The 25,166-nt window shown below is 42.0% G+C and carries 19 protein-coding genes; 13 read left to right on the top strand and 6 right to left on the bottom strand.

Features of this window, described 5'->3' with window-relative positions; genetic code table 11:
- Window position 1: 1 nt before the first annotated feature.
- From LJ658_RS15685 to LJ658_RS15670, 4 genes are read left to right on the top strand one after another with little or no spacing between them, the layout of a single operon-like run.
- The gene (locus LJ658_RS15685; RefSeq protein WP_230547479.1) at window positions 2-922 is read left to right on the top strand and encodes an ABC transporter ATP-binding protein; all 921 of its coding nucleotides are present in this window, start codon (window positions 2-4) and stop codon (window positions 920-922) included.
- A complete protein-coding gene (locus LJ658_RS15680) occupies window positions 922-1,677 on the top strand; it encodes an ABC transporter ATP-binding protein (protein ID WP_230547478.1) in 756 nt (251 codons plus the stop codon). The genes LJ658_RS15685 and LJ658_RS15680 overlap by 1 nt, the downstream gene beginning before the upstream one ends.
- A complete protein-coding gene (locus tag LJ658_RS15675) occupies window positions 1,674-2,780 on the top strand; it encodes an ABC transporter permease (protein ID WP_230547477.1) in 1,107 nt (368 codons plus the stop codon). Before LJ658_RS15680 ends, LJ658_RS15675 begins: the two co-directional genes overlap by 4 nt.
- Window positions 2,777-3,898, top strand: coding sequence for an ABC transporter permease (locus LJ658_RS15670; protein WP_230547476.1), 1,122 nt, complete (start codon window positions 2,777-2,779; stop codon window positions 3,896-3,898). Before LJ658_RS15675 ends, LJ658_RS15670 begins: the two co-directional genes overlap by 4 nt.
- Window positions 3,899-3,972: 74 nt before the next feature.
- Here LJ658_RS15670 and LJ658_RS15665 read toward each other — a convergent pair whose 3' ends face one another.
- Both LJ658_RS15665 and LJ658_RS15660 read right to left on the bottom strand, forming a co-directional pair.
- The gene (locus tag LJ658_RS15665) at window positions 3,973-4,863 is read right to left on the bottom strand and encodes a universal stress protein (RefSeq protein ID WP_230547475.1); all 891 of its coding nucleotides are present in this window, start codon (window positions 4,861-4,863) and stop codon (window positions 3,973-3,975) included.
- A complete protein-coding gene (locus LJ658_RS15660) occupies window positions 4,830-5,000 on the bottom strand; it encodes a hypothetical protein (protein WP_230547474.1) in 171 nt (56 codons plus the stop codon). Before LJ658_RS15660 ends, LJ658_RS15665 begins: the two co-directional genes overlap by 34 nt.
- A gap of 181 nt (window positions 5,001-5,181) precedes the next feature.
- Here LJ658_RS15660 and LJ658_RS15655 point away from each other — a divergent pair, with 181 nt between their 5' ends.
- On the top strand, window positions 5,182-6,279 hold the full coding sequence (locus LJ658_RS15655; RefSeq protein ID WP_230547473.1) for a hypothetical protein: 1,098 nt from the start codon (window positions 5,182-5,184) through the stop codon (window positions 6,277-6,279).
- Window positions 6,280-7,173: 894 nt separating this feature from the next.
- On the top strand, window positions 7,174-10,335 hold the full coding sequence (locus tag LJ658_RS15650; protein ID WP_230547472.1) for a PAS domain-containing protein: 3,162 nt from the start codon (window positions 7,174-7,176) through the stop codon (window positions 10,333-10,335).
- A 182-nt stretch (window positions 10,336-10,517) separates the two neighbouring features.
- Here LJ658_RS15650 and LJ658_RS15645 read toward each other — a convergent pair whose 3' ends face one another.
- The 3 genes from LJ658_RS15645 to LJ658_RS15640 form a co-directional block, all read right to left on the bottom strand.
- On the bottom strand, window positions 10,518-11,153 hold the full coding sequence (locus LJ658_RS15645) for a hypothetical protein (RefSeq protein WP_230547471.1): 636 nt from the start codon (window positions 11,151-11,153) through the stop codon (window positions 10,518-10,520).
- A 202-nt stretch (window positions 11,154-11,355) separates the two neighbouring features.
- Window positions 11,356-11,514, bottom strand: a complete 159-nt coding sequence (locus LJ658_RS20580; protein ID WP_370633087.1) for a hypothetical protein — start codon at window positions 11,512-11,514, stop codon at window positions 11,356-11,358.
- A gap of 118 nt (window positions 11,515-11,632) precedes the next feature.
- Window positions 11,633-12,238 carry a hypothetical protein gene (locus LJ658_RS15640; RefSeq protein WP_230547470.1) on the bottom strand — a complete coding sequence of 202 codons (606 nt, stop codon included), beginning with the start codon at window positions 12,236-12,238 and terminating at the stop codon, window positions 11,633-11,635.
- Window positions 12,239-12,545: 307 nt separating this feature from the next.
- Here LJ658_RS15640 and LJ658_RS15635 point away from each other — a divergent pair, with 307 nt between their 5' ends.
- The 7 genes from LJ658_RS15635 (at window position 12,546) to LJ658_RS15605 (ending at window position 24,636) form a co-directional block, all read left to right on the top strand.
- Window positions 12,546-13,112, top strand: coding sequence for an RNA polymerase sigma-70 factor (locus tag LJ658_RS15635; RefSeq protein WP_230547469.1), 567 nt, complete (start codon window positions 12,546-12,548; stop codon window positions 13,110-13,112).
- A gap of 79 nt (window positions 13,113-13,191) precedes the next feature.
- Window positions 13,192-14,271: a FecR family protein gene (locus LJ658_RS15630; protein ID WP_230547468.1), complete on the top strand. Its 1,080-nt coding sequence runs from the start codon at window positions 13,192-13,194 to the stop codon at window positions 14,269-14,271.
- A gap of 199 nt (window positions 14,272-14,470) precedes the next feature.
- On the top strand, window positions 14,471-17,716 hold the full coding sequence (locus LJ658_RS15625) for a SusC/RagA family TonB-linked outer membrane protein (RefSeq protein ID WP_230547467.1): 3,246 nt from the start codon (window positions 14,471-14,473) through the stop codon (window positions 17,714-17,716).
- Window positions 17,717-17,725: 9 nt separating this feature from the next.
- Entirely contained in the window at window positions 17,726-19,147 is a 1,422-nt protein-coding gene (locus tag LJ658_RS15620; protein WP_230547466.1) for a RagB/SusD family nutrient uptake outer membrane protein, read from the top strand.
- Window positions 19,148-19,212: 65 nt separating this feature from the next.
- A complete protein-coding gene (locus LJ658_RS15615; RefSeq protein ID WP_230547465.1) occupies window positions 19,213-20,355 on the top strand; it encodes a TlpA disulfide reductase family protein in 1,143 nt (380 codons plus the stop codon).
- Between the two features lie 24 nt (window positions 20,356-20,379).
- Window positions 20,380-21,513, top strand: coding sequence for a TlpA disulfide reductase family protein (locus LJ658_RS15610; RefSeq protein ID WP_230547464.1), 1,134 nt, complete (start codon window positions 20,380-20,382; stop codon window positions 21,511-21,513).
- A 273-nt stretch (window positions 21,514-21,786) separates the two neighbouring features.
- The gene (locus LJ658_RS15605; RefSeq protein WP_230547463.1) at window positions 21,787-24,636 is read left to right on the top strand and encodes a pitrilysin family protein; all 2,850 of its coding nucleotides are present in this window, start codon (window positions 21,787-21,789) and stop codon (window positions 24,634-24,636) included.
- Window positions 24,637-24,662: 26 nt separating this feature from the next.
- Here the strand turns inward: LJ658_RS15605 and LJ658_RS20575 are convergent, their stop codons facing one another.
- Window positions 24,663-24,845: a hypothetical protein gene (locus LJ658_RS20575; RefSeq protein WP_370633086.1), complete on the bottom strand. Its 183-nt coding sequence runs from the start codon at window positions 24,843-24,845 to the stop codon at window positions 24,663-24,665.
- Window positions 24,846-25,166 lie beyond the last annotated feature (321 nt).

The raw sequence follows: 25,166 nt of genomic DNA, 5'->3' as shown, positions 1-25,166 counted from the left end.
GATGAAAGCCATTACCGCTGAAAATATCGTCAAAAGCTATCCGGCTAAAAAGACTGCCGTTTATGCACTGAACAATGTATCCTTTGCTGTCGATCAGGGAGAAATATTTGGACTGATCGGCCCGGACGGGGCAGGCAAGACATCCTTGTTCCGTATTCTGACCACGCTGTTGCTGGCCGATACCGGTAAAGCCACTGTTGACGGTTTTGATGTGATCAACGATTATCAAAATATCCGAAACCGCATCGGTTATATGCCGGGCCGGTTTTCGTTGTACCAGGACCTGTCGGTACAGGAGAACCTTGAATTCTTCGCTACAATATTTAATACCAGTATTCAGGAGAACTACGCATTGATCAAGGAGATATATGAACAAATTGAGCCTTTTAAGACAAGAAGGGCCGGGCAACTGTCAGGGGGGATGAAACAGAAGCTTGCGCTTTGCTGCGCACTGATCCATAAGCCATCGGTATTATTCCTTGATGAGCCCACTACGGGTGTGGACGCGGTCTCCCGGAAAGAATTCTGGGAGATGCTTTACCGGCTGAAAGCGCAGGGCATAACAATTATGGTAGCTACGCCCTATATGGATGAGGCAGGCCGCTGCGATCGCGTGGCACTGATCCAAAAAGGAAAGCTGTTATCCGTTGATACACCCAATGGCATTACCGGCGCCTTTAACAAGCCTTTATGGTCAGTCAGCGCCAATAATATGTTTGGGTTAATGAATGACCTGAAAAAGGACCCGGCGGTTGAAAGTTGTTTCCCCTTTGGACAGGTTCACCATGTGGTTTTTAAAGGCCGGGAAAATGGCCGGGCGAAGTTGGATGAGATTGTTGGGCGCGGGAACTACAACCAGGTCACGATAAAAGCGATCAAGCCAAATATTGAGGATTGTTTTATGGCCTTAATGCGGGAATAATGGAAAAAGAAAATGTAATTGTGACCAATGAACTAACCAAACGGTTCGGCTACTTCACGGCAGTGGACAAGATATCTTTTGCCGTGCAGAAGGGCGAGATATTTGGCTTCATTGGAGCCAATGGCGCAGGTAAAACCACCGCCATGCGGATGCTTTGCGGCTTATCGCTGCCCACTTCAGGCACCGCGACGGTGGCCGGGTTTGATGTGTATAAGCAAAATGAGCAAATAAAAAAAAACATTGGCTACATGAGCCAGAAGTTTTCGTTGTATGAAGACCTGACGATTCGGGAGAATATCCGCTTTTATGCGGGAATCTATGGCCTGGAAGATAGGCGTATTCGGGAGAAGACGGCCCTGTTGTTACAACAGTTACATATGGAGGACCAGCAGGGTACGCTGGTGCGTGCGCTCCCGCTGGGCTGGAAACAAAAACTTGCCTTTTCGATCGCCATCGTTCATGACCCGGCCATTGTTTTTTTGGATGAACCCACCGGTGGTGTTGACCCTATTACCAGGCGGGAGTTTTGGAGCCTGATCTATGAGGCCGCCGCCAGGGGGATCACCATTTTTGTCACTACGCATTATATGGACGAGGCGGAGTATTGCGACCGGGTATCCATCATGGTCGACGGAAGAATAGACGCGCTGGACAAGCCGGCCAGCCTGATGCAGCAATATAATTCGGCATCGATGGACGGCGTGTTTTTACAGTTGGCACGAAAAGCTACCAGGACGGAGGATTTAATAGAATGAAACAGTTCGTGATTTTTGTAAAAAAGGAATGGCTACATATCTGGCGTGACCGCCGGACTTTGTTTATCCTGCTCTTTATGCCTATTATCCAGATCGTACTGTATGGCTTTGCCCTGACAAACGAAGTAAAGAACTCCAGGATTGCCGTATTTGATCAGTCACGCGATGAGGCAACCCGGGCGATAACCGGGGAAATTGGTGCCAGCCGTTATTTCAACCTGGTAAAAAACGTGTACTCTTATCAGGGTGTTGAAGCTACTTTTCGCAAAGGAGAAATCAGGCTGGCTGTTGTTTTTCCACGTGGCTTTCGCTACGATCTGTTGCATGGTAACCACGCGCAGGTACAGCTTATCGCCGATGCATCTGACCCTAATACCGCAAATACGCTAACCAACTACGCATCTTCCATTATCAATAATTATCAACAAACGCTTCAACCGGCTGCAACCTTGCCTTATACTATCAAGACACAGGTGCGCATGCTTTACAACCCCGAGCTTAAAGGCGCTTACAATTTTGTTCCCGGCGTGATGGCGCTGGTGCTGATGCTGGTTTGCGCCATGATGACCTCTATCGCTATTGTTAAAGAAAAGGAGATGGGGACAATGGAGGTTATCCTGGTATCGCCTTTAAAACCGTTCCGCATCATTATTGCCAAGACAATTCCTTATCTGCTGGTTTCCATGGTTAACATCGCCAGCATCCTTTTACTCAGCGTGTATGCGTTGGACGTACCTATAACGGGTAACCTGGGTTTGCTGATAGCCGAAAGTATTGTATTTACGATCACGTCACTTTCCGTAGGGATATTGATCTCCAACACCGCTAAAACACAGCAGACGGCCATGTTCACCTCCATGATGAGTTTATTCCTGCCAACGCTATTGTTCAGCGGCTTTATGTTTCCTATAGAAAATATGCCTGCTCCCCTGCGGGTCATTTCTAATCTGGTGCCGGCCAAATGGTATTTCATCATTGTTAAGGATGTGATGATCAAGGGGCTCGGATTTACGGCCGTTTGGCGTGAAACTCTGATCCTGGTCTCTATGACTGCCGTTTTACTGGGCGTGAGTATTTATAAATTTAAGATCAGACTGATATGAGGATGTTGAAATTTTTATTGTGGAAGGAACTGCTCCAGATCTACCGGGACCCGGCGATCATCCGGATATTGTTCATCATGCCGATGATCCAGTTGCTGATACTACCGCTGGCCGCGGATTATGAGATCAAAAATATCAATCTGGGTGTGGTCGACCACGATCATAGTGAATATGCCCGCCAACTGGTCAATAAGATCGTTTCCTCCGGTTATTTCCGGCTCAAAGATTACAGCGCCGGCTTTCCGCAAGCGTTAAAAGCTATTGAATCTGACCGGACAGACCTTTTGTTGGAGATCCCGGCACACTTTGGGAGGGACCTGGTCAAAGACAACCAGAGTTCGCTGCTGGTGGCGGTAAATGCCGTTAACGGAGTTAAGGCGGGGCTCGGTGGGGCTTACCTGCAGGGTATTATTCAGAACTATAACCAGGAGATCCGGGCCCAATGGATACCCGAGCAGCGCTTTGAACCGCAATCCGTTATCGAAATTGTATCGGCCGACTGGTATAATCCACACATGAATTACCGCGTATTTATGGTGCCGGGCATTTTGGTTATGCTGGTGACCATGATTGGATCTTCTTTTGCGGCTAATAATATCGTCCGGGAAAAAGAAATGGGCACGATTGAACAGATTAATGTAAGCCCAATTAAAAAGATGCAGTTCATTTTGGGTAAGCTGATCCCTTTCTGGATGCTGGCCCTTACTGTACTGACCATCGGCCTGCTGATCGCCCGGCTGGTGTATGGGATCGTGCCGCTCGGCCATTACAGTACGATCTACGTGTTCGCGACGGTTTATCTGCTGGCTATCCTGGGCCTGGGGTTATTATTATCTACCTATGCGCAAACCCAGCAGCAATCCATGCTGGTATCTTTCTTCGTTACCATGATCTTTAACCTCCTCAGCGGGCTGTATACCCCAATCGAAAGCATGCCTGGCTGGGCGCAGTTAATCGCCCGTTTTAACCCGGTGTCGTACTTTATAGAGGTCATGCGCATGGTTATGCTCAAAGGGAGCGGGCTGGACGATATTAAGTACCAGATACTGGCTTTAATAGGTTTCGCCATCTTTTTTAACAGTTGGGCGATCTTAAGCTATCGCAAAAGATCTGGCTGACGTTCGTCATTTGATTCTGTTATCCAATTAAGATCAGATGAAAGACCGTTACTATCGTCTATTGTAAAAAATTTTTATAGAAGATCAAGGTCCGGCGGAAAAATCAGGACGGCTACGTCCCCTTTTTTAAGCATCTTTTTGCTTTCGCTGTGCCCGAACAATTGCGAAAGCATGCCGTGCCGTTGGTGGGTCATCGCCAGTAAGGCCGGGCCGTTTTCCTGACATTGTTGTTGCAACAGGCTACCAATATCATCTCCCATAACTTGCTTGTAAGAAACAGCCTTCGCATCCAGCTGGTTAAGTTGTTTGCGGAAAAGGATCTCAGGTTCAATGTTGGTAATGACGCTTTCTGGTTTGGTTACATGCACTACCTCTACCTGAACATCCAGGCTTTGGCCCAGGTCCGTCAAAAAATTCAGCGCAACGAGATCTGCCGCTTGAAAATCAGTAGCGAAAACCACTTTCTTTAAAACGGAGATGTCGGCCGAAGCAGGAATTATCAGGACAGGTTTTCGGGAGGCGTTGATCACGGCAGATGTTTCGCTGCCGGAGAGCAGGTGATCCAGCGCGCCTCCAGACCTGCCGCCCATAATCACCAGCCGGATGTCCTGCCTGGCGGTAAGTTCCTTGATATTGGCGGCCAGGCTGCCTTCGCCGTTTTCACAGATGATCTGTGGACGGTATCCCTCGCCGGGCAGGGCCAGGGTCTGCAGAGATCCTGCTACCTGTTCCAGTTGTAAGCCGCTGTCTTTAAAAAGCGATTCATTGGTCTCGGCGACCATACCTCCGTTTGTAAATTCAGGCACAATGGGAACATATTGTACACTATGGTATAACAACAGGTCAGTATTCATTTTTGTGCAGAGCTGCCTTGCGCTGGCAGCGGCATGCGAGGCGTTGGCTGTAAAATCAGTAAGGACTAGTAATTTTTTCATTTTTGTTTCTTTTTCTTTAATGATCGCCATAATTTCAACGCTTCGTTTTGCAGTTCGCGCATACGTTCCATACAACGGCCCTGCTCATCTTTTTCAGAAAGCGGGAACTCCGTTTCCAACTGATGCTTATGAACTGATGACGGTTCTGTAATGCTCTTCTTGATCATACTTCAAAGTTATTTAACAAACACAAGCCTGTGAATGATGGCCGGCATCAAAATAATTGACGTTGAACACGCTAAGCAGGGGCCTATCATGTTGAGACGGGATAAGATCAGCCGCAATCATGATCAGCGTCATTACTGATGGCCCGGCATCCGGCTAAATTTATCAAAAAAAAGAATCGAAATGAATACTGCAATTGACCCGGAAATCCGCGAAGTAATGGATGCCATTCATTACCGCCCCGCATTATCCATCATCCTGCCGCTTGAGCCTCATATCAGTTTAAAAACAGAAATGGCTCATACCCTTAAAATTACCGCCGATAAAGCAGAAAGGGAGCTGCACGAATATTATCCTGATGAGCAGTGTGAGGTAGTTATGAAAAAACTCCAAAGCCTTATCGCCGGCACGGATATTCCTGTAAAAAAGAAAGGGATGGCGCTGTTTGTGTCACCGCTGTTTGAAAAGGTACTCTATCTTGATTACCCGGTAACAGAAAGGCTGATAGTGGACGAATCCTTTGAGGTACGGGATCTGCTTTACAACGCTAAACAGGATGTAAAATTTATTTTATTGGTGCTTAGTGCACTGGAGAGCAAGGTATACCTGGGTGATCACACCAGCCTGACTCCGCTGCTATCCAATATCCCGGGATCCGTTTATGCTTATGTAACCGATACGCCGGAACGGGTGAGCAACTTTTCGGATATGACCGAACATAATCAAACCATCGTTGACAAATTTCTGCATCATATTGATGAAGAACTGGGTAATCTGATTAATGAACGCCATTTGCCGGTGCTGTTACTGGGGGCCGAAAGGATACTTGGACAGTTTAAAAAAATAAGCAAACATACCGGCCAGGTGATGGATTACGTAGAAGGTAATTATGAAAGCTATACAGCAGTAGAGTTGACAGAATTGATCCAGCCCCATATAGCGGCCTGGAAAATAAGCAAACAACAAGATTTGCTGAAGCGCCTCGATGACGCGGCCGGGCAACACCGCCTTTCTACCGGGATCAGGCAGATATGGCATGATGTCCATAACGGTAAAGGTAAGCTGCTGATCGTAGAAAAAAGTTATCGGTTTGCCGCGCAGCATGGCCCTGAGTCTGATGTAATTGAGGCAGCTACAGAACCTTACGACCATTTTGCTTATATCCGGGATGCAGTTGATGATGTCATAGAAAAAGTATTAATTAACGGCGGAGATGTGGAGTTTGCCGAAGATGGGGCACTTGAGCAGTTTGAGCATATCGTCCTCATCAATTATTACTAACAGCAATTTGAGTTAGTTAGCCAAATATCAAAATTTAACCTTAAAAAGCATGACAAGGAAATTAATTATTAAAAATATTATGCTGGGCTTCTTGTCCTGGCTAATTCCATTTGCGGTTTCCTTCCTGTTTTATAAACCGGGCGGCGAACTTATGGTACCTTACGCAACGTTTAAGTCGGTGATCTTAATAGTTGGTACAATATCCGGTTGTTATCTCTTTTTCCGGTATTTTAAATTTGTAGATCAGAATTTTATTAAAAATGGAATTATTGTGGGATTATCATGGTTTGTGATTCAATATCGTACTGGACACCATCATCTTGATCCCCATCATGAAGTCGACTTTTGCAGCCTATTTCATGTCGATCGGGTTGGGGTATGTGGCCATCCCGGTTATAAGTATCGCCATAGGCTGTATTCTTGATAAAAAAGTAAAAAAGGAAACTAAATAATAAGGCAACGAACAAGACTATCGGGCTTGCATTTTCTACTATGTAATAAAATATTCATGGTTTAGTGATGCTTCCGTAAAGTCGCGGGGGACTAACCTTCACCGTTCTCCAAAATATTTCTGGTGCTACCAGTTCGCAAATCTTATCATTGAGACTCATAAGCCTCTCTGGATTTATAAGTATATTAACCATCCGTTAAAAAACTTCTTGTAGCGTAAGATAATCTGTGCCGTGCAGAAAAACAATTGTGCAATTAATTGGTTTTTTAATGAAGCCTTCTATGTGCTTACACCAATTTAACACGCTTACTTGTTTAATGACCTGAGAAATGCATTAAAATAGTTTCGACTATTGAACGAAGATTTTATTGTGATTATTTACCGCGATTTTTATAATCTTGTAAAACTCCTGCCATCAACTAATGAGATAAATCAGACTAATTATGATAAATAAGGGTGAGCTAAAGGAGATTGAAAATGCGTCAGGATCCAGGATTAAAGAGCCGGCCGACCTGAGTTATGTACTAGAGCAATCCTGTATTGTGGCTATAACCGATGCACAGGGTGTTATCAGTTATGCCAATGATAATTTTTGTAGAATTTCAAAATATACCCTGACAGAATTAATTGGGCAGGACCATCGCCTGCTAAATGGCGGTTTTCATTCCAAAGATTTTTTTGCAACGTTATGGAGTACTATTGCTGGCGGAAAAATATGGCGTGGAGAAATTAAAAACAGGGCTAAAGATGGCGTTTGGTATTGGATTGATACAACTATAGTCCCATTTTTAAATGAGCAAGGAAAACCCTACCAATATATAGCGTGTAGTGTAGATATTACTGTCCGTAAGGAGTTTAAAGAAACTTTAAAGAAAGTTACCCGGCTTTATTCTTTTATCAGCCAGGTTAATCAGGATATCGTACATGAAAAAGAAGAGCAGTCTCTTTTTAGAAACGCCTGCCGTATTGCGTTTGAATTTGGCAAATTCAGGATAGCCTGGATAGGTTTGTTTGATAGGGAGGGAACCAAAATATCCTGCATTAATCAAATGGGCATACCTGCCGAAATTTTAGATCAATTTTACAATGTCCTGTTAAAAGCTGATGGCCCGCAGTCTTATGTATTGCAAACAGGGCTGAATTATATCTGTAATAATATTGTTAATAAGCCTGAGCTTGCAGACTGGAAAGCATTAGCTGCTTCTCAAAAAGTTTGCTCGTGTATGATCTTGCCCATCAGGAAAGCCGGGAACATTATTGGCACCTTCAACCTGTATGCAGAAGAGAATGATTTTTTCTATAATGAAGAAATTAAGCTGCTGGAAGAAGTAACCAGGGACATCTCGTTTGCGCTTGATAAGTTTGAAATAGAAAAAGCGCATAAAGAAACAGAAGAATTAGTTATCATTAATGAAAATCGTTATCGCGCCCTGGTTGAACATGGAGCTGATGCAGTGATTATTCTGACCACCGAAGGGCGACCTTTTTATGTGTCGCCTACAGTTGAAAAAGTATTAGGATATACAAAGGCAGAAGTGACAGGCTTTGACCTGTTATCGTTGTTACATCCGGATGATTTAACCGGTGTGTCAAAAGTATGGGAACAGGTGCTGCTTAACCCGGCTATGTCAACAGCGGTAAATGCATACCGCTTAATGCATAAAGATGGCACCTGGCACTGGTTTGAAGGCACATTAACCAATTTGCTGAATGACCCGCATGTAAATGGTGTCATAAACAATTTCAGGGATGTAACGGAAAAAAAACTCGCAGAAGAATCGTTGTTGCTAACTCAGTTTGCAATTGACAGTGCCGGGGACGCTGTTTTTTGGATGACACCTAACGCCCGGATTGTTAAAGTAAATGAAGCTGCATCTGAAATGCTTGGCTATACACAGCAGGAAATGCTTGAACTTTCTGTGCCGGATATTGATCCTCATTATGATGTCGAAAAATGGCCTGATCATTTTGCCGAGCTCCGCAGGAAAGGTTCGATCTTTTTTGAGACCGTTCAGCGTACAAAAGACGGTCGTTTAATACCTGTTGAAATCAGAGCCAACTACATAAAGTTTGGAGATTCGGAATTTAACTGCGCTTTTAGCCGCGATATCTCGGAAAGGAAAATTGCCGAGACAACACTGAAACAAAGTGAAAAAAGATTAAAAGACGCGCAATCAATAGCAAATCTGGGTCATTGGATATTAGATTTTACAACTGGGATCGCCACCTGGTCAGAGGAGGCTTGTAAAATATACGGATTTCCGATTGAAGAAAATAAGCATACTTATGAAAATTGGCTGTCGTACATACATCCTGAAGATACAGACTATGTTTTGGATGCAATTAAAGCCAACCAATCATTTAGCGACCAGGTATTAAAACACCGCATTGTTTTAAAGGACGGCACTGTAAAGCATCTCATATCCACCAGCAGGTTTGAACTTGATACGAACGGAAAACCGATTGGAATATATGGTATAGCACGTGACGTTACTGCAGCAAAAATAGCTGAAGATAATTTAGCGCATAGCGAATCGCGGTTAAAAGAAGCACAGGCTATCGCCCATATTGGTAATTTTGAAATTGACGCAAAAAATTACTCCGAAGTCTGGTCGGATGAAATGTATAGGATATATGGCCTAACCAAGGGAGAAGTTGTGCCGTCGAAGGAGTTGTTTTTATCGCTTATCCACCCGGATGACTTAGCATATATGATCGAATCAATGGAAAACTCGATCCGGACATTCGAAAATTGGTCAAACAATTTCAGATTCATCCGCCGGGATGGGGTTTTAAGATATGGCTATGCCGAAGCCAGGTTTGAAGCAGATAAAAACAACGTTCTTACCCGTATTTACGGAATAATACAGGATGTTACGGAAAGCAAACTGGCTGAAATAGAGCGTACCAAAATGCTAAATGACTTGATGTTAAGGAATAACGACCTTGAGCAATTTGCCTACATTATTTCGCATAACCTGCGCGCACCGCTGGCCAATATAATTGGTGCATCAAATGCATTAACTGATCCAGACCTAACTATAGATGAAAAAGAAATGCTTAACAGTGGGATAAGTAAATGTGTAATAAAACTTGATAATGTAGTACAGGACCTAAACGATATTTTAGAAGTAAAAGCTGATGTTAATAAGTATAAAGAAATAGTTGATTTGTCTGAATTGGTAGAAGAAATAAAGATCAGTATTCAAAATTTAATTAATAACTATCCTATTGAAATTAAGTATGAATTTCAAGCTATCAATAAAGTGTTAACGTTAAAACCATATTTATACAGTATTTTTTACAATCTTATTTTAAACAGTATTAAATACCGTCGGGTGGACACAAACACGCTGATCGAAATAGAGAGCCGACTTGAAAATAATAAGCTTGAATTGATTTTCAGGGATAACGGCACCGGTATTGACCTGGAAAGAAATGGGAAAGATATTTTTGGCTTATATAAGCGTTTCCATAATAATATTGAAGGAAAGGGAATGGGATTGTTTATGGTAAAAACACAGGTAGAAGCACTTGGCGGACGGATAGGCTTGAAGAGCACACAAAATGCAGGCAGTGAGTTTAAAATTGTACTTGAAGTATAGAAAACACAAAGTAATTTCCGTTGGTGCACTTGTATGCGGCAACCATTACTTAAAGTGAATCTCACCCTTACGCCCTGTTTTTTACAGTTTAATTAAACTCATAATACCTAAAAAAATGATCTTCAGCCTGATGATGGATCAACAAAGTAAACAAAGAATTTTCAGCGATCCCACAATAGATTCTAGAAGCTTTTAATGTTTGTTTCCTGATATTCGATCAAACCGTTGACCAGTTTTTGCCACTGACCACCGGATAAGCCAATCCTGGCCATCAGCGCAACGGCGGTGTTGCGGATCTTGTCATGCAGGTCGACACCCTCGTTATTGGGTGTTTCATTCCGCCCGTGGGCGCCTGCGCTGGCCACCATGCCGTCACGCCGCACGATAAACGTGCTGGTTGATTCATCGGTATAAAAATGCGCGATCTCCGCATTTGTCTTGCGTGGGTCTGCTACCGGCCGCACCGTCATCAGCACGTATTCTTCGGCCGTATGCGCGCCGCCTTCGGAGGCGAGTTTTTCCACCAGCACCCATTCCACACCACTGCCGGCGTCCGGTCCCGGCCCAGGCACATCGATGCTGATAAAAAAGCCCTCTTCGGCCATTACTGCCAGTGCCTCGCCCTGGTTATTGCACAGCGTAAATCTGGCGGAACCTGCTCCGGCGTAGTCATGCCAATTATTCACCGAAAGCATCCTTCCGGCCGCCGCCTGGAACGCTTGGTGAGCGGCTTCCAGCGTGTCATATTTATGTTCATGGATAAAATCGGTCTGTCGCCCCGTTATCTGCGGCGGCAATTGTTCCAGTGCTGTTTTCATATCTATGCAACGCTATAAGGCCGGGCTTGTTTGCAGAATAGCACACTGCCCGGGATATATTTGATCCCCGTCAAAATTAAACACTTCGCTTACCGGAAAAAATGCGGGAGATCAGGTAAGCATTTGATCTAACGCACAGATCAGCATGCTAACTGCCCCTTTACTCACATCGTTATAATTGAAATATTTGGCGTATTTGACCTCATAATTGCGCAATGACTTTTTTCAACTTAGCCTTCACTTCAAATGCGATTTTGTGTAGATCTTTGTTTAGGATTGCTTCCATGGATGCTACCGGATTTACAGCTGATACTTCTATTTTACCAGGCTTTTTTTCCTGTACGATGATATTACAGGGCAGCGACTCCTACTTCAAAACCGGATGCGAACTCTGGTATTCTGTTCGCCTTCTGTGATCCCGCTGGGGCTCTGTTTTTATGAGATAAAGATATTATTATCAGTATGTTATGTCAAAAAATTTAAGAATGTATACCGAACAGTATATTCTTTGGATACCCTGCCATCGCAGACAAGTAAGGTATTGCCAAATTCCTTACGTAACTGCATCTCCAAATGCTTGATGGTGTCAACATATTCTGAAAAAGTATGATTTTACGATCAGGCTCATTTTCCAGTTGTGATTTAACCTGTTTAATAATTTCAGTTTGTTTGGTATCATTATCTACCAATTTAAGCTCCTTTAATCTACGGGCTGTTGCGTGAAAAACAAGTATATCCGATTCAATATCGTTTAGGAAATCTTCCCGCCGTTGAAATTTATCGATATCGTATACCTCTGTATTTTTGGGCGTCTTTCCTTTTAAATCACCCGTGGCGTATTCTTCCAGTTTTGCTTCAATTTCATCCAGCTCAAAATCCCTGATTCTATCAATAAAGTTCCGATCTAAAATAAATTTACCCGTTTTATCAATAAAGGTTTTAACCATTTCATGTACCGCCAAACATCTATCGATGGATTTGGAAAATGAACTAAATGAAGATTCAAAACGCTTAACCAGCAAGCAATCGGCGCATAAATTCATATAAGTTTCGTTGTTGATTATATTGACGGTTTCCGAACTCATCTAGGCTATCTGATTCTACCTCCTTTTCATAACTAAAGGGTTGGTAAATGGCTCCTTTAAAAAGCCCCTCTTCCGCAAAATACTTCCCAATAATTTCATCATAAAAATTATCCTGCTCTTTGTTTAAATAATAAAAAATCTCTTGGGGATCTTTTACCTCCGATAGCTCTCCAACTTCTTTAGCATAAATAAAATCTTTTTTCAGGTCTAAGATCTACGCTGTAATAATGTAATAACAAGTCAATAGGTTAAAATAATCTTAATTTTACTTTAAATTTTTTGTTAAATTCGTTTTTATTTAAAAAAATTGACTGATAAAAGCACGCTAACGGATAATGAATTGCTGATTCTGCTTAGAAAAGGAGATATCGGTGCTTTTACGGAAATTCATCACCGTTATTATGGCGTTTTATATCGTCATGCCGGTAAAAGGTTGCCCCAGCGTGAAGAAATAAAGGACTTGTTGCAAGATTTGTTCTCTTATGTATGGAACAATCGCGAAAAACTTGTTTTCAATACCAGTTTAGCCGCTTATTTATATACGGCAACAAGAAACCGGATCTTTAATATCTACAAACATCAAAAGGTAAAGTTAGATTATGTGGAGTCATTTCAACAATTTCTTAAACATGATGAGCCCATCGCTGACGAACTGTTGCGTGAAAAAGAACTTATCGCATTAGTAGAGAAAGAAGTAGCCGCTTTACCGCCGCAAATGAGACTGATTTTTGAATTAAGCCGTAATCAGTATTTGAGTCACCGCCAGATCGCGGACCAACTAAACATCAGTCCGTTTACTGTACGAAAGCAGGTCAATAACTCCTTAAAAATACTTCGATTAAAATTAGGGGCTTACTTTTATATGCTGCTTTAATTTTTTTTTTAATAATCTACTCCCTACCGTTTTGTTGATTGTCTATAGTATAATTAGGATAAACATGTCCTAAAACTATATGCAGGAAAAAGATCTTGAGCAACTATTAAAATGTTACCACGCAGGTTCAGCCACATCGGAAGAAAAAGCGCTGATAGAGACATGGTATCTAAAAAAAGAGCCATACGCCGGTAAAATAGCTGATGAACAAATTTTATCAGATAAAGAAGAAAGTCTTGCTAATCTTCTAAAAGGAATAAGACCTGCCCGTGTGGTCAAACTGTGGCCGCGCATCGCGGCTGCCGCAAGTATCTTGTTGTTAATATCTGTTTCTGTATACTTTTATTTAAAGCCGGTTCCCGGGCAATTTACCGCACAATATCATGGCCCTGACATTTTACCCGGTTCTAATAAGGCAGTGCTAATCTTAGCGAACGGCAGGCATATCATATTGACCAACGCCAAAAATGGAAAGCTAACTGAACAGGTTACTAAGACAGGTGACGGACAGTTGGCTTACTCGAACGCTTCTGCAAGCGCTGGTTTTAATAGCCTTAATACTCCAAACGGAGGACAATACCAGGTAACGCTACCCGATGGTACCAAAGTTTGGCTAAACTCCGCTTCATCATTAAAATATCCCGCGTCATTTACAAATTTAAAAGAACGCCGTGTAGAACTTAAAGGGGAGGCTTATTTCGAAGTGATCCATAATAGTGCCTTGCCGTTTAAAGTAGTTACCGACAGACAAACCGTGGAGGACATTGGTACACATTTCAATGTTAACGCGTATGACCCGGCTATCAAAACAACACTTTTTGAGGGAAGTATCAAAATAAATGATAGGCAGGTATTGGTTCCTGGGGAACAGGCTTTGTTAAGCAATAATGTATTAAAGGTAAGCAATGGCGACCTAGAGGAAGCGATCGCCTGGAAGAACGGCTATTTCCGCTTTAAAAATGAGACCATCCAAAGTATAATGCCCAAACTGGCCCGTTGGTATGATATAGATGTGCAATATGATGGAACGATATCAACTATAGGATTTTATGGGACGATATCGCGCGACAAAAATATCAGTGAGGTATTGACCATGCTGCAACAAACAGAAGGCGTTCATTTTAAAATAGAAGGAAGGAGGGTAACCGTACTGGAATAATAAGGTGTTCTATACGGTCCAAAAAAAAGCCATCCCGGTTCGTACCCGCGATGGCAAATGCCTGGACCTAATAATCAATTAAACTATCAGTAAACCGCGATGTGCCTCCCTATCGCAAAACAACAAGGCGCAACGCATAACCCATGCTACACAAATGTACAAATTTTATCCTAAAATTTTCATACATCCTCCTGGCTGTATGAGTAAAATACTATTGACGATGAAGCTAACGACGTTGATCCTCCTAATAGCTATCCTGCAGGTCAGTGCAACTTCATTCGCCCAAAAAATTACTTTGTCTGAAAAAAACGCGCCATTGGTAGATGTGTTTAACCATATAAGGCTGCAAACAGGGTATGATTTCCTTGTCACTACTACTATGTTATCTAATATCAAACCTGTGACTATCCGGGTTAAGAATGCTGAATTAGCCGATGTGTTAAAACAGTTGTTTAAAGACCAGCAATATGATTACAAGATCGATAATCGCTCTGTAATCATATCACCCAAACAGCCTTCTTTATTAGAAAAACTAATTGCCGCCATAAAAGCGATCAATGTAATGGGCAAAGTAGTTGATGAAAAAGGTTCGCCTATAGTCGGCGCAACAGTTCGTATAAAAGACGACGGTAAAGTAACGACCACCGATGTTAACGGGAATTTTTATTTGCAAAATGTGGGTGTGCAATCTGTAGTGGTCATTAGTTCTATTGGGTATTTAACTAAAGAATTGAATGTTAAGCCTGATATGGGGATTATTACTTTGGAAGCAAGTATTTCCAAATTAGACCAGGTCATGGTCATTGCCTATGGCACTACAACTCAGCGGCTAAGTACCGGGGCCATAAGCCATGTTAAAGGTGAAGAACTGGATCAGCAACCGATATCTAACCCTATTCTGGGTTTGGAGGGCCGGGTTCCTGGTGCATTTATTACGCAAACGGCCGGTTACGCGGGTGCCCAGTTCAATATATTGGTTAGAGGGCAAAACAGCTTCGCGGGTTCTACCAACAACTTTGCAGCGCCTTTATATATTGTTGACGGTGTGCCTTTTGGCGGCGGGCCGGTAGAGCAATCTGTAGGTGGCTTTGGGGTACTGGTGGCGCTTAGTCCGCTAAATACGATTGATCCCACCCAGATTGAAAGTATTGATGTGTTAAAAGACGCGGACGCGACCGCTATCTATGGCTCAAGGGGAGCTAATGGCGTAGTATTGATCACGACAAAAAAAGGTAAACCGGGAAATACTAAAGTATCTGTTGACGTTAGCAGTGGTTATGGCGAGGTGACTAACCTGGTGAAATTATTAAATACTGACCAGTACCTGGCCGTCAGGCGCCAGGCTTTCGCCAATGATAATGTAACCCCGACTACCGTTAATGCACCGGAACTTACTTTATGGGACCAGCATGCTTATACAAACTTTCCTAAACTTTTGCTTGGTAATAAACAGCATCAAAGCAAAGCTACTTTTTCCTTATCAGGAGGCGACCTGTTTACTCAGTTCATTTTGGGCGGTAACTATCGCCATGAATCTTCTGTATTGCCCACTAACACAGCAGATGATGCGGTACAGTTCCACTTGAGCGCGCAACACCGCAGCCACGATAATAAATTTGGCGTAACCACTTCGGTAAGTTATAATATAGATAATAATTCGCTCCCCAGCTATTCGTTGAATGTTGGGAATTATAACCTGCCACCAAATTACCCGTTGTATAATAAGGATGGTAGTTTGTATTTCGGAACCAGCTTTAGCAGCCCGCTGGCAGGCCTTAACACCATTTATAATCTTAAATCCAACAACCTGATATCCAATATCAGCTTACATTATATGGTTATACCTGGGCTTGATTTAAAGGTTAATGCCGGCTATAATTATGATAATGTGTATAGCAGCACTATACAGCCCGCCTCAGCTAATAATCCGTTAAATAATTTTTCGCCAACATCTACGCTTGGCAACAATTATATCAAAACTTATATTGTTGAGCCTCAAATAAATTATACCCATACCTGGGGCAAAGGCAAGTTAACAGCATTGGTGGGCGGTACCTGGCAGGAAACGCAATATGTACAGCCTTATTACCTGTTAGGCAGTTTTACCAATATACAATTAGCTAACAGTTTAGCAGCCTTAACGCTGTTAATTAAAACATCAGGCTATACCGATTATAAATACGATTCAGGCTTTGGCCGCTTGGAGTATGAATGGGACGGAAAATACCTTTTCAGCGGTAATATTCGTCGCGACGGCTCTTCGCGTTTCGGTTCAGAGCATCCTTTCGGTACCTTTGGCAGTGCCGCTGCTGCCTGGATCTTCTCGCGGGAAGATTTGGTGAAAAATAAGACGCCCTGGCTAAGTTTTGGTAAATTAAAAGCAAGTTACGGTTCGGTAGGTAATGATAAAACGCTTCAGGACTATGCTTATTTAAGTACCTACCAGGCCAGTACAGCTTATGGTCCAATATCCAGTTTATCACCGGCAGGTATTCTTAATCCATATTTGCAATGGGAGCAGACCACCAAATTAGATGTTGCTGTTGACCTGGGCTTTATCAATAACCGAATATTTTTATCTGCAGCTTATTACCGTAATCGTACCAGTCATTTACTGGCCAATACAGCTATACCGTTACAAACCGGTTTTGGCAGTTATAGCTCCAACTTACCTGATGGCGCTGTGGTGCAAAACACGGGTTTAGAGTTGGAGTTGTCCACAGTTAACATAAAGAGCAAAGGATTTACCTGGAACACATCTTTCAACTTCACGCTTCCAGAAAATAAATTGCTTTCATTCCCGGGTATTTTGACCTCCACTTATGCTAATACCTACGTAGTTGGCCAGTCGCTTAACTTAGTTACGGGTTACCATTCCACAGGTGTCGTAAATGGGATCGCTACAGCCCAGGATGTTAACGGTGACGGCGTATTGACCAGCGGTTATTCGGCAACAGGAAAAAGCGATTATATTATCCTTGGTAATGCCGACCCGAAATTTTATGGTGGTTTGGACAACACATTTTCTTATAAAGGACTACAGTTAGATTTCTTGTTCCAGTTTGTAAAAAGAAAAGCTACCCGCGGAGATCTTAACTTTTCTTCTTACCCCGGCCTGAACTATAACTTGCCGGAGTCAAGGTTAGATGTTCCGTTAAAATATTCTTCAGCGTTCGGCACACCGGCTACAAATGCTTATGGCTATTATGTCGGATCGGATGCCGTTTTTGAAGACGCCTCGTTTATCCGTTTAAAAAATGTATCGCTGGCTTATAATTTTCCCGCTGTCTGGGCTAAGAATTTAAAGATGGCATCCTTTCAGGTTTATGTACATGCACAAAATTTGTTGACGATTACCAAATACAAAGGTATTGACCCCGAAACACTGGCGGGCACTATACCTACCTTAAGAATGATGGTAGCAGGAATTAAAACTACTTTTTAACGTTCGATCATGAAAAAAGATATAAAAAATATATACCGCTTTCCTAAAGTAAACAGGGGCGTTCTTAAGCTGTTAATGTTATTTACCGTAGTGCTTGCATTAAGCTTTTTAAATAGTTGTAAAAAACTGATAGCGATAGAGCCATCCGGTTCTAAATTACTTACCACTAGTGTGTTTACAGATTCTGTTACTACGCAATCTGCATTGGCTGGGATGTATAATGTATTTGCCCCGCAAAGTGGTGCTTACCGCCTTACCATGTCTACCTTGCCGGGTTTTAGCGCCGACGAGTTGCAGTATGTCGGCAATTCGTTCGACCCTTTTATTAATAACTCCATATTATCCACTGAGGGTAGTATCAGCAGTATTTGGGGTAATAATTACAGCGCTATTTATAATGCTAACGCGATCATTGAAGGAATGGCCGCCTCAAAAAACATATCGGTAAAGTTTCAAAATCAGGCAGTTGCCGAAGCTCGTTTCATTCGTGCTTTCTGCTATTTCTATTTGATCAACTTGTACGGTGATGTACCCTTAGTATTAACCACTGATATCAACAAAAATTCTACATTGGGCAGGACTCCAACAGCTGAGATTTATACCCAGATTATTGCCGATCTTAAATTTGCGCAAAGCACCTTACCGGCTGATTATTCTATTTCCGGTGGTACCCGTACCAGGATCAATAAATGGATAGCTACCGCTATGCTGGCCAGGGTTTATCTCTACAATTCCGATTGGGTAAATGCCGAAGCCCAAGCAACTGCGGTGATTGGCAATACTACATTATTTAGTTTACAGACTGATTTAACCAAGGTGTTTACGCCTGGAAATACCGAGGCTATATGGCAATTATATAATGATAACAACGGCTATACCGCGTACGCCAATACCGTATTACCGGGTGCTGTATCCAGAATTCCTACTTATGTATTAACGCCCTCACTGATCAGTGCCTTTGAAGCGGGTGATACACGTAAAGCTAATTGGACAAATACATTGTTATATAATGGTATTACCTATACCTATCCTTATAAGTATAAAAGTATAGTATCTGGAGGTAACGCGGAGTATTACACTATGCTAAGGCTCGCTGAGCAATACCTGATCAGGGCTGAAGCACGCGCGCAGCAAAATAATATTACCGGCGCACAAGCAGATATAACCACAATCAGGCAAAGGGCAGGCTTAACGGCAACAACAGCGGCTACCACTACAACGTTATTAGCAGCCATTGCCCAGGAGCGCAGAATTGAGTTTAATTGCGAATGGGGGCATCGTTGGTTCGATTTGAAACGAGCCGGAACTGTTAATGCGGTTATCGGCGCCTTGAAACCGACATTCTGGAAACCAACCGCGACTTTATATCCTATCCCGGCTTCACAGATTACGCTTAATTCCAGTCTGACACAAAACCCTGGGTATAATTAATAGATAACGGGCAGCCTTCCAAAATCTGCCCGTTATTTTCTTGATTTTCTATTAAAACACTTCAGATGAAAAAGATCATTTTTAATGTAACACTGCTATCAGCTATTGCTTGCTTGTTTTCTACAGCAAATGCACAGCAAAAATATGTCATCAAAGGGGATATCACCGGGCTGAAAAAGCCCATGAAGATCTTTCTTTTTTATACTATAAAAAAGGGCGAATATGTTAGAGATTCAACCTTGGTAAAAGATGGTAAGTTTTATTTTACGGGGAAGATAGCACGCCCTTACCGCGTTTCTTTATATCTCGGGTCGTTGATTCCGCCGCCCCCACCAAAAATTGGTGATGTTGTACACGGTACTGATTCAAGGCAATTTTATCTTACCGCTGGCCTAACCAAAATAGAGGCAAATAGCCTGGCTGAAGCGGTGATCCATAATCCGGCAGAGGATGACTGGTTAGAAGAACAGCTAGCTTTAAAACCGGTGTTAACGCAGATTTATGCGACCAACTTTAAAATCTTTACGGTAAAAGATAAAGATAGCATTGAGCTGATAAAGAAAAAAAGAGAAGAACTATATAAACAATATGCTCAGCTTGATGTCGAGTTTATCAAAACCCACCCAAATTCCTACGTCTCTTTCGATATTGTCAGAAACAATGCAATAGTTATTACCGAGCCTGAAATCTTCGGCGAAATGCTGAACGGGTTGTCACCAAAATTCAGGAATAGCCCCGAGGGTAAAGTCATAGCAGAGGACCTTAGATTGGTAAAACTACTCGCGATTGGTCAGCACGCAATTGAATTTACGCAAGCAGGTGTCGACGGGAAACCAATTTCCTTATCCTCTTTAAAAGGAAAATATGTGCTGATAGATTTTTGGGCAAGTTGGTGTGGCCCTTGCCGTACGGAGTATCCCTTTCTGCATAAGGCATACGATAAGTTTAAAGACAGGAATTTTGACATCATTGGCGTATCGCTTGATGATAAAAAAGACCTTTGGATCAATTCTATCGCCGATAATAAATTCCCATGGGTGGAGGTCTGTGATCTAAAGGGCCGTCAAAATGTGGTGGCTCGTGCCTACGGTGTTAGCGCAATACCTCAAAGTTTTTTGATCGATCCCAATGGCGTGATCATTGCCAAAAATCTTCGTGGGGATGACCTGATCCAGAAACTTGATGAAGTGTTAAAAACTCAAAATTAAATATCTATTTAGAAAAATATAATCATGAAAAATATAATCATAATAGCTTTAGTGATCTTGCCATTTATGGGATGGGCACAAAGCGTTGAATTTGTTGTAAAACTTAAAGATAAAAGCGCCCCGGTATCAGAAAAGGCACTGTTATTATATGAAATTGACGGGAAACCTATTGTTGATTCTGCACGGATGGTCAACGGTATTTTTACCTTTAAAGGCTCCATACCGCCGTACCCTGTAATGGCCCGGCTATGGGGACACAACGCAGCCGCAGGCTATCAAAACGGTCATTTGCCGGATCAACTGAATTTTTTCCTGGAGAAAGGTGTAATAAACATCAACGTCAAAGATTCACTTAAATATGCGGTTGTAACCGGCACAAAAAATAATGAAGATTATAACCGCTACCGAAGTTTTATGACAGGGCCATTAAACAACATCATGGAATTGAATAAGGAAGGCATTACAACAATGATGGCTAAGAAAAGCCCTGCGGTTGAAGTAGATTACAGGACCCGGTATCAAAAAGGTGTTGAAATTTATAAAAACAAGCAATTGGCATATATCAAAGCAAACCCGCATTCTTTTTCCAGTGTAATTGCTTTAAATGAATGGGCCGGATCAAAGGTAGATGTCACCTTGGTTGAGCCTTTGTATAAAAACCTTGCTGCTGAAGTGCGAAATACCAAAGCCGCACAGGATCTTTTAAACAGAATGAATAGCGCACGATCAACAACGATTGGCAGTTCGGCACCGTTGTTTACGCAAAATGACACCATTGGCAAGGCCATTAAACTGAGCGATTTTCGCGGAAAATATGTATTGCTTGACTTTTGGGCCTCCTGGTGCGGGCCTTGCCGGGCAGAAAACCCCAATTATGTAAAGGCATATGCACAATACAAAGCCAAAGGTTTTGAAATGCTTGGCGTTTCATTAGACAGGCCTGATGCACATGCTGCATGGCTTGCTGCAATTAAGGCTGATGGGTTAACCTGGACACAAGTTTCTGATCTTAAGTATTGGAGTAATGACGTAGCTAAACTTTATGATATACGTTCTATACCACAAAATTTCCTGATCGATCCGCAAGGAAAGATTGTTGCCATCAATTTAAGAGGAGATGATCTGGCAAAAAAACTGGCGCAAATTTTTCCTGATTAATACCTGTTAAATACTCTCCCTCGTTCTTTTAGTTTTTCATATCGTTTATGAGAAGACAGTTAATTAAATAAGAAAAGTCTGTTGTGGGAGCAACAGACTTTTTAATGCTTACGAGAATGCTGAATAAAAAGCTATTAATGTTGGTGTTGGACATCTTATTTCGAAAATAAATTAGTTTTAAAGCCCAAAGCCCATAAAAAATATGGATTTCTTTTAAAACGTTGCTTATAAAAACCGCATTGCTCATATTTACCGAATACTTTGATAATCATCATGAAGAAAAATGTCACTATACTGCTGGGCCTGTTTTGCTGCGCCACATTCATACAACCTGTATTGGGCCAACAAGCTAAATTGGTACAGACAGTAACAAAAAAAGGTAACGAGGTTGTTATCCCATATCAAAAATATATACTGTCAAATGGCTTGACATTGATCATGACAGAAGATCATTCAGATCCTATCGTACATGTAGACGTAACTTACCATGTTGGTTCTGCACGAGAAGAGATCGGTAAGTCAGGCTTCGCCCATTTTTTTGAACATATGATGTTTGAGGGATCAGATCACGTAAAAAGTGGCGACCATTTTAAAACAATTACTGAAGCAGGAGGGAATCTAAACGGCTCAACTAATCAGGATCGTACCAATTACTTTGAAACGGTACCGAGTAATCAATTGCAAAAAATGCTTTGGTTAGAATCTGACAGGATGGGTTTTTTAATGAATGCGGTTACACAAAAGAAATTTGAGATCCAACGTTCAACAGTTAAGAACGAGCGCGGTCAAAATTACGACAACCGTCCTTATGGATTAGTTAGTGAAGCTGCTTCAAAAGCTTTATATCCTTACGGACACCCTTATTCGTGGTTAACTATTGGATATATCGAAGATCTAAATTCGGTTGATGTTAATGACCTTAAGCGCTTTTTCTTACGTTGGTATGGGCCCAATAACGCAACGCTAACTATTGGCGGTGATATAGACACTAAACAAACACTTTCCTGGGTGGAGAAATATTTTGGTACTATACCACGTTGTCCTGAAGTTAAACCTACCATATTGCCCGCCCCTGTATTAACGTCAGATCGTTATATTTCCTACACGGATAATTATGCTAAGTTACCATTACTATATATAGACTACCCGGGTGTGAAAATTTATGCCCCGGATCAGGCCGCTTTGGATGCATTAACTATGATCATCGGACAAGGCAAAAACTCGATTTTGTACAAGAACCTGGTGAAAAGTAAAAAAGCTGCACAGGCGGGGATGGGGTCATCTAATTCTGAGTTAGCAGGTGAAATCAATATTATTGCCATTCCTTTCCCCGGGCAAACATTGGATGATATGAAGAAAGTGGTAGATGAATCATTTGCCGAATTTGAAAAAAGAGGAGTTACTGATGAGGATTTGGAGCGGTTTAAAGCAGGATCAGAAGCAAGCGCAATCAATTCATTAGCAAGTATTTCAGGTAAGGTGAGTTCTTTGGCCGCAGCTCAAACGTTTACAGGTAACCCAAATATGATCGGCAAGGAACTTGCTGACATAAGAAAAGTTACCAAGGCCGACGTGATGCGGGTATATAACCAATATATCAAAGGGAAATCGGCTGTTATATTAAGCGTTCTACCTAAGGGCAGCACCATAAAACCTGTAACTCCTGATAATTATATTGTTAATAAAAATGGTTATAAGGCTCCGGACTATGGTTATGCCGGGTTGAGCTATCACCCTGCAAAAGATAAGTTCGATCGTAATATTGCCCCGCCTGCAGGAAATAACCCGGTAATAAAAGTGCCACCTTTCTGGTCGTACAAAACAGATAACGGTATAAAGATGATAGGGACCTTTACTAATGAGATCCCTACTGTAGCGTTAACGATCTCCATCAAAGGCGGTGGTTATATTTCATTAAAAGACCCATCAAAAGCAGGCCTCGCCAGTGTTACTGCGCAATTATTAAATGATGATACCGAGCAGCATACTGCTGAAGAGATTAGTGCAAAGCTTCAAAAATTAGGTAGCAATATACAGGTGTATGCTAATACCGATGAAATTATCTTTAGTGTGTCGGCTTTGACTAAAAATCTGGATGCTACCTTAGCGTTGTTACAAGAGCGTCTCAATCACCCTAAGTTTACACAAGAGGCTTTGGACCGAGTGAAAAAGCAGATCATGCAAGGTTTCCAAACGGCTAAAACACAGCCAACGAGTATTGCAGGCAGCGTATATTCAAAGATTTTATATGGAAAAGACAATGTACGTACGTATAGCCTTGGAGGTAATGAAAAAACAATCCCTGCTATCACACTGGCTGATGTCAATGATCTTTATACAAATTATTTCAGTTCTAACCTGGTATCAGTAGTGGTTGTAGGCGACGTTTCAGAAGCAGTGGCTAAAACTAAATTGGCGTTTTTAAATAACTGGAAAAACAAGGAAGTTAGTATATCAGAACCTGTTACTTCGATCAAGCCAATTGATAACAATACCTTATACCTTGTTGATGTACCACACGCTGCACAGTCAGAGATACGCGTAGGTTATCTTACCGGAGTTAATTATGATGCTACCGGTACATATTATAAATTAGGCTTGGCAAATTACACTTTAGGCGGTGGTTTTAACAGTCGATTAAATACCGACTTGCGTGAAGAAAAAGGATGGACTTATGGCGCCAATTCTGGTTTTGCTTCCAATAACTACGGTGGCAGTTTTACCGCCGCCTCAGGGGTCCGTGCGGCTGCTACCGATAGTGCGGTCGCCGAATTTATAAAAGTGATCGGTAATTATTCAAAAAATGGTATTTCGCCGGCGGAGTTAAAGTTTACAAAAAAATCCATAGGCCAAAGTGATGCGCTTAAGTATGAAACTAATGGTCAGAAGGCTGGTTTTTTATCACTGATGCAACGCTATAACTTAAAGCCGTCATTTGTCGCAGAACAGAACCAGATCCTTTCACAGGCTACAGAAGAAGATATCAATGGATTGGCAAAAAAATACCTGGACCCCAAGGAAATGGTAATACTGGTAGTTGGTGACAAGGAGTCAATCATGCCGGGCCTGTCAAAGTTAGGCTACCATATTGTTGAGTTGGATACGGACGGAAACGTAAAATAGCGCTGTAAGAATAAAACTTATCGAAATCAACGATGAGTGAACGTCAACAAAGGAAGGAAGCATAACTTCTCCATTTGTTGACGTTTAATCTTGTTACAGCGGGTAAGCGGTATCGCTTTTAGTTTGTGAAAGCACAAGAAACTTTCAACCGTTTTTATATTTGGTAACATAGCTAGTTTATAGCGATAAAAGTCGTGGTAAGCGTCCATATCCGGAGTTGCAATACGTAAAATAAAATCGAACGCGCCAGTCATCTGAAACATTCCATAACCTCTGGAAATTTGGCTATTTCGCTTTCGAACCCGGACAAAGTGTCCGCAGTATGATCATTAAGCAATACCTGACTGAAACCGATCAGGCTTCGGTCAATCTTTTTTCAGTCAAGAATAGCGACTATACTTTTAATATGAGATAGTCACAATTTAATCTGACAGTTACGATAATTTAAAACACGTAACAGAGATTAGTATTATGACAACCCAAGCAAAGATCATCAAAAACAAGATGGGCATATTGGAGCTTGCCCAACA

Source organism: Mucilaginibacter sp. UR6-11 (genome assembly GCF_020880695.1).
Classification (GTDB): domain Bacteria; phylum Bacteroidota; class Bacteroidia; order Sphingobacteriales; family Sphingobacteriaceae; genus Mucilaginibacter.
The sequence above is the reverse complement of the archived record's forward strand: the minus strand, read 5'-3'. Positions and strand labels throughout refer to the sequence as shown.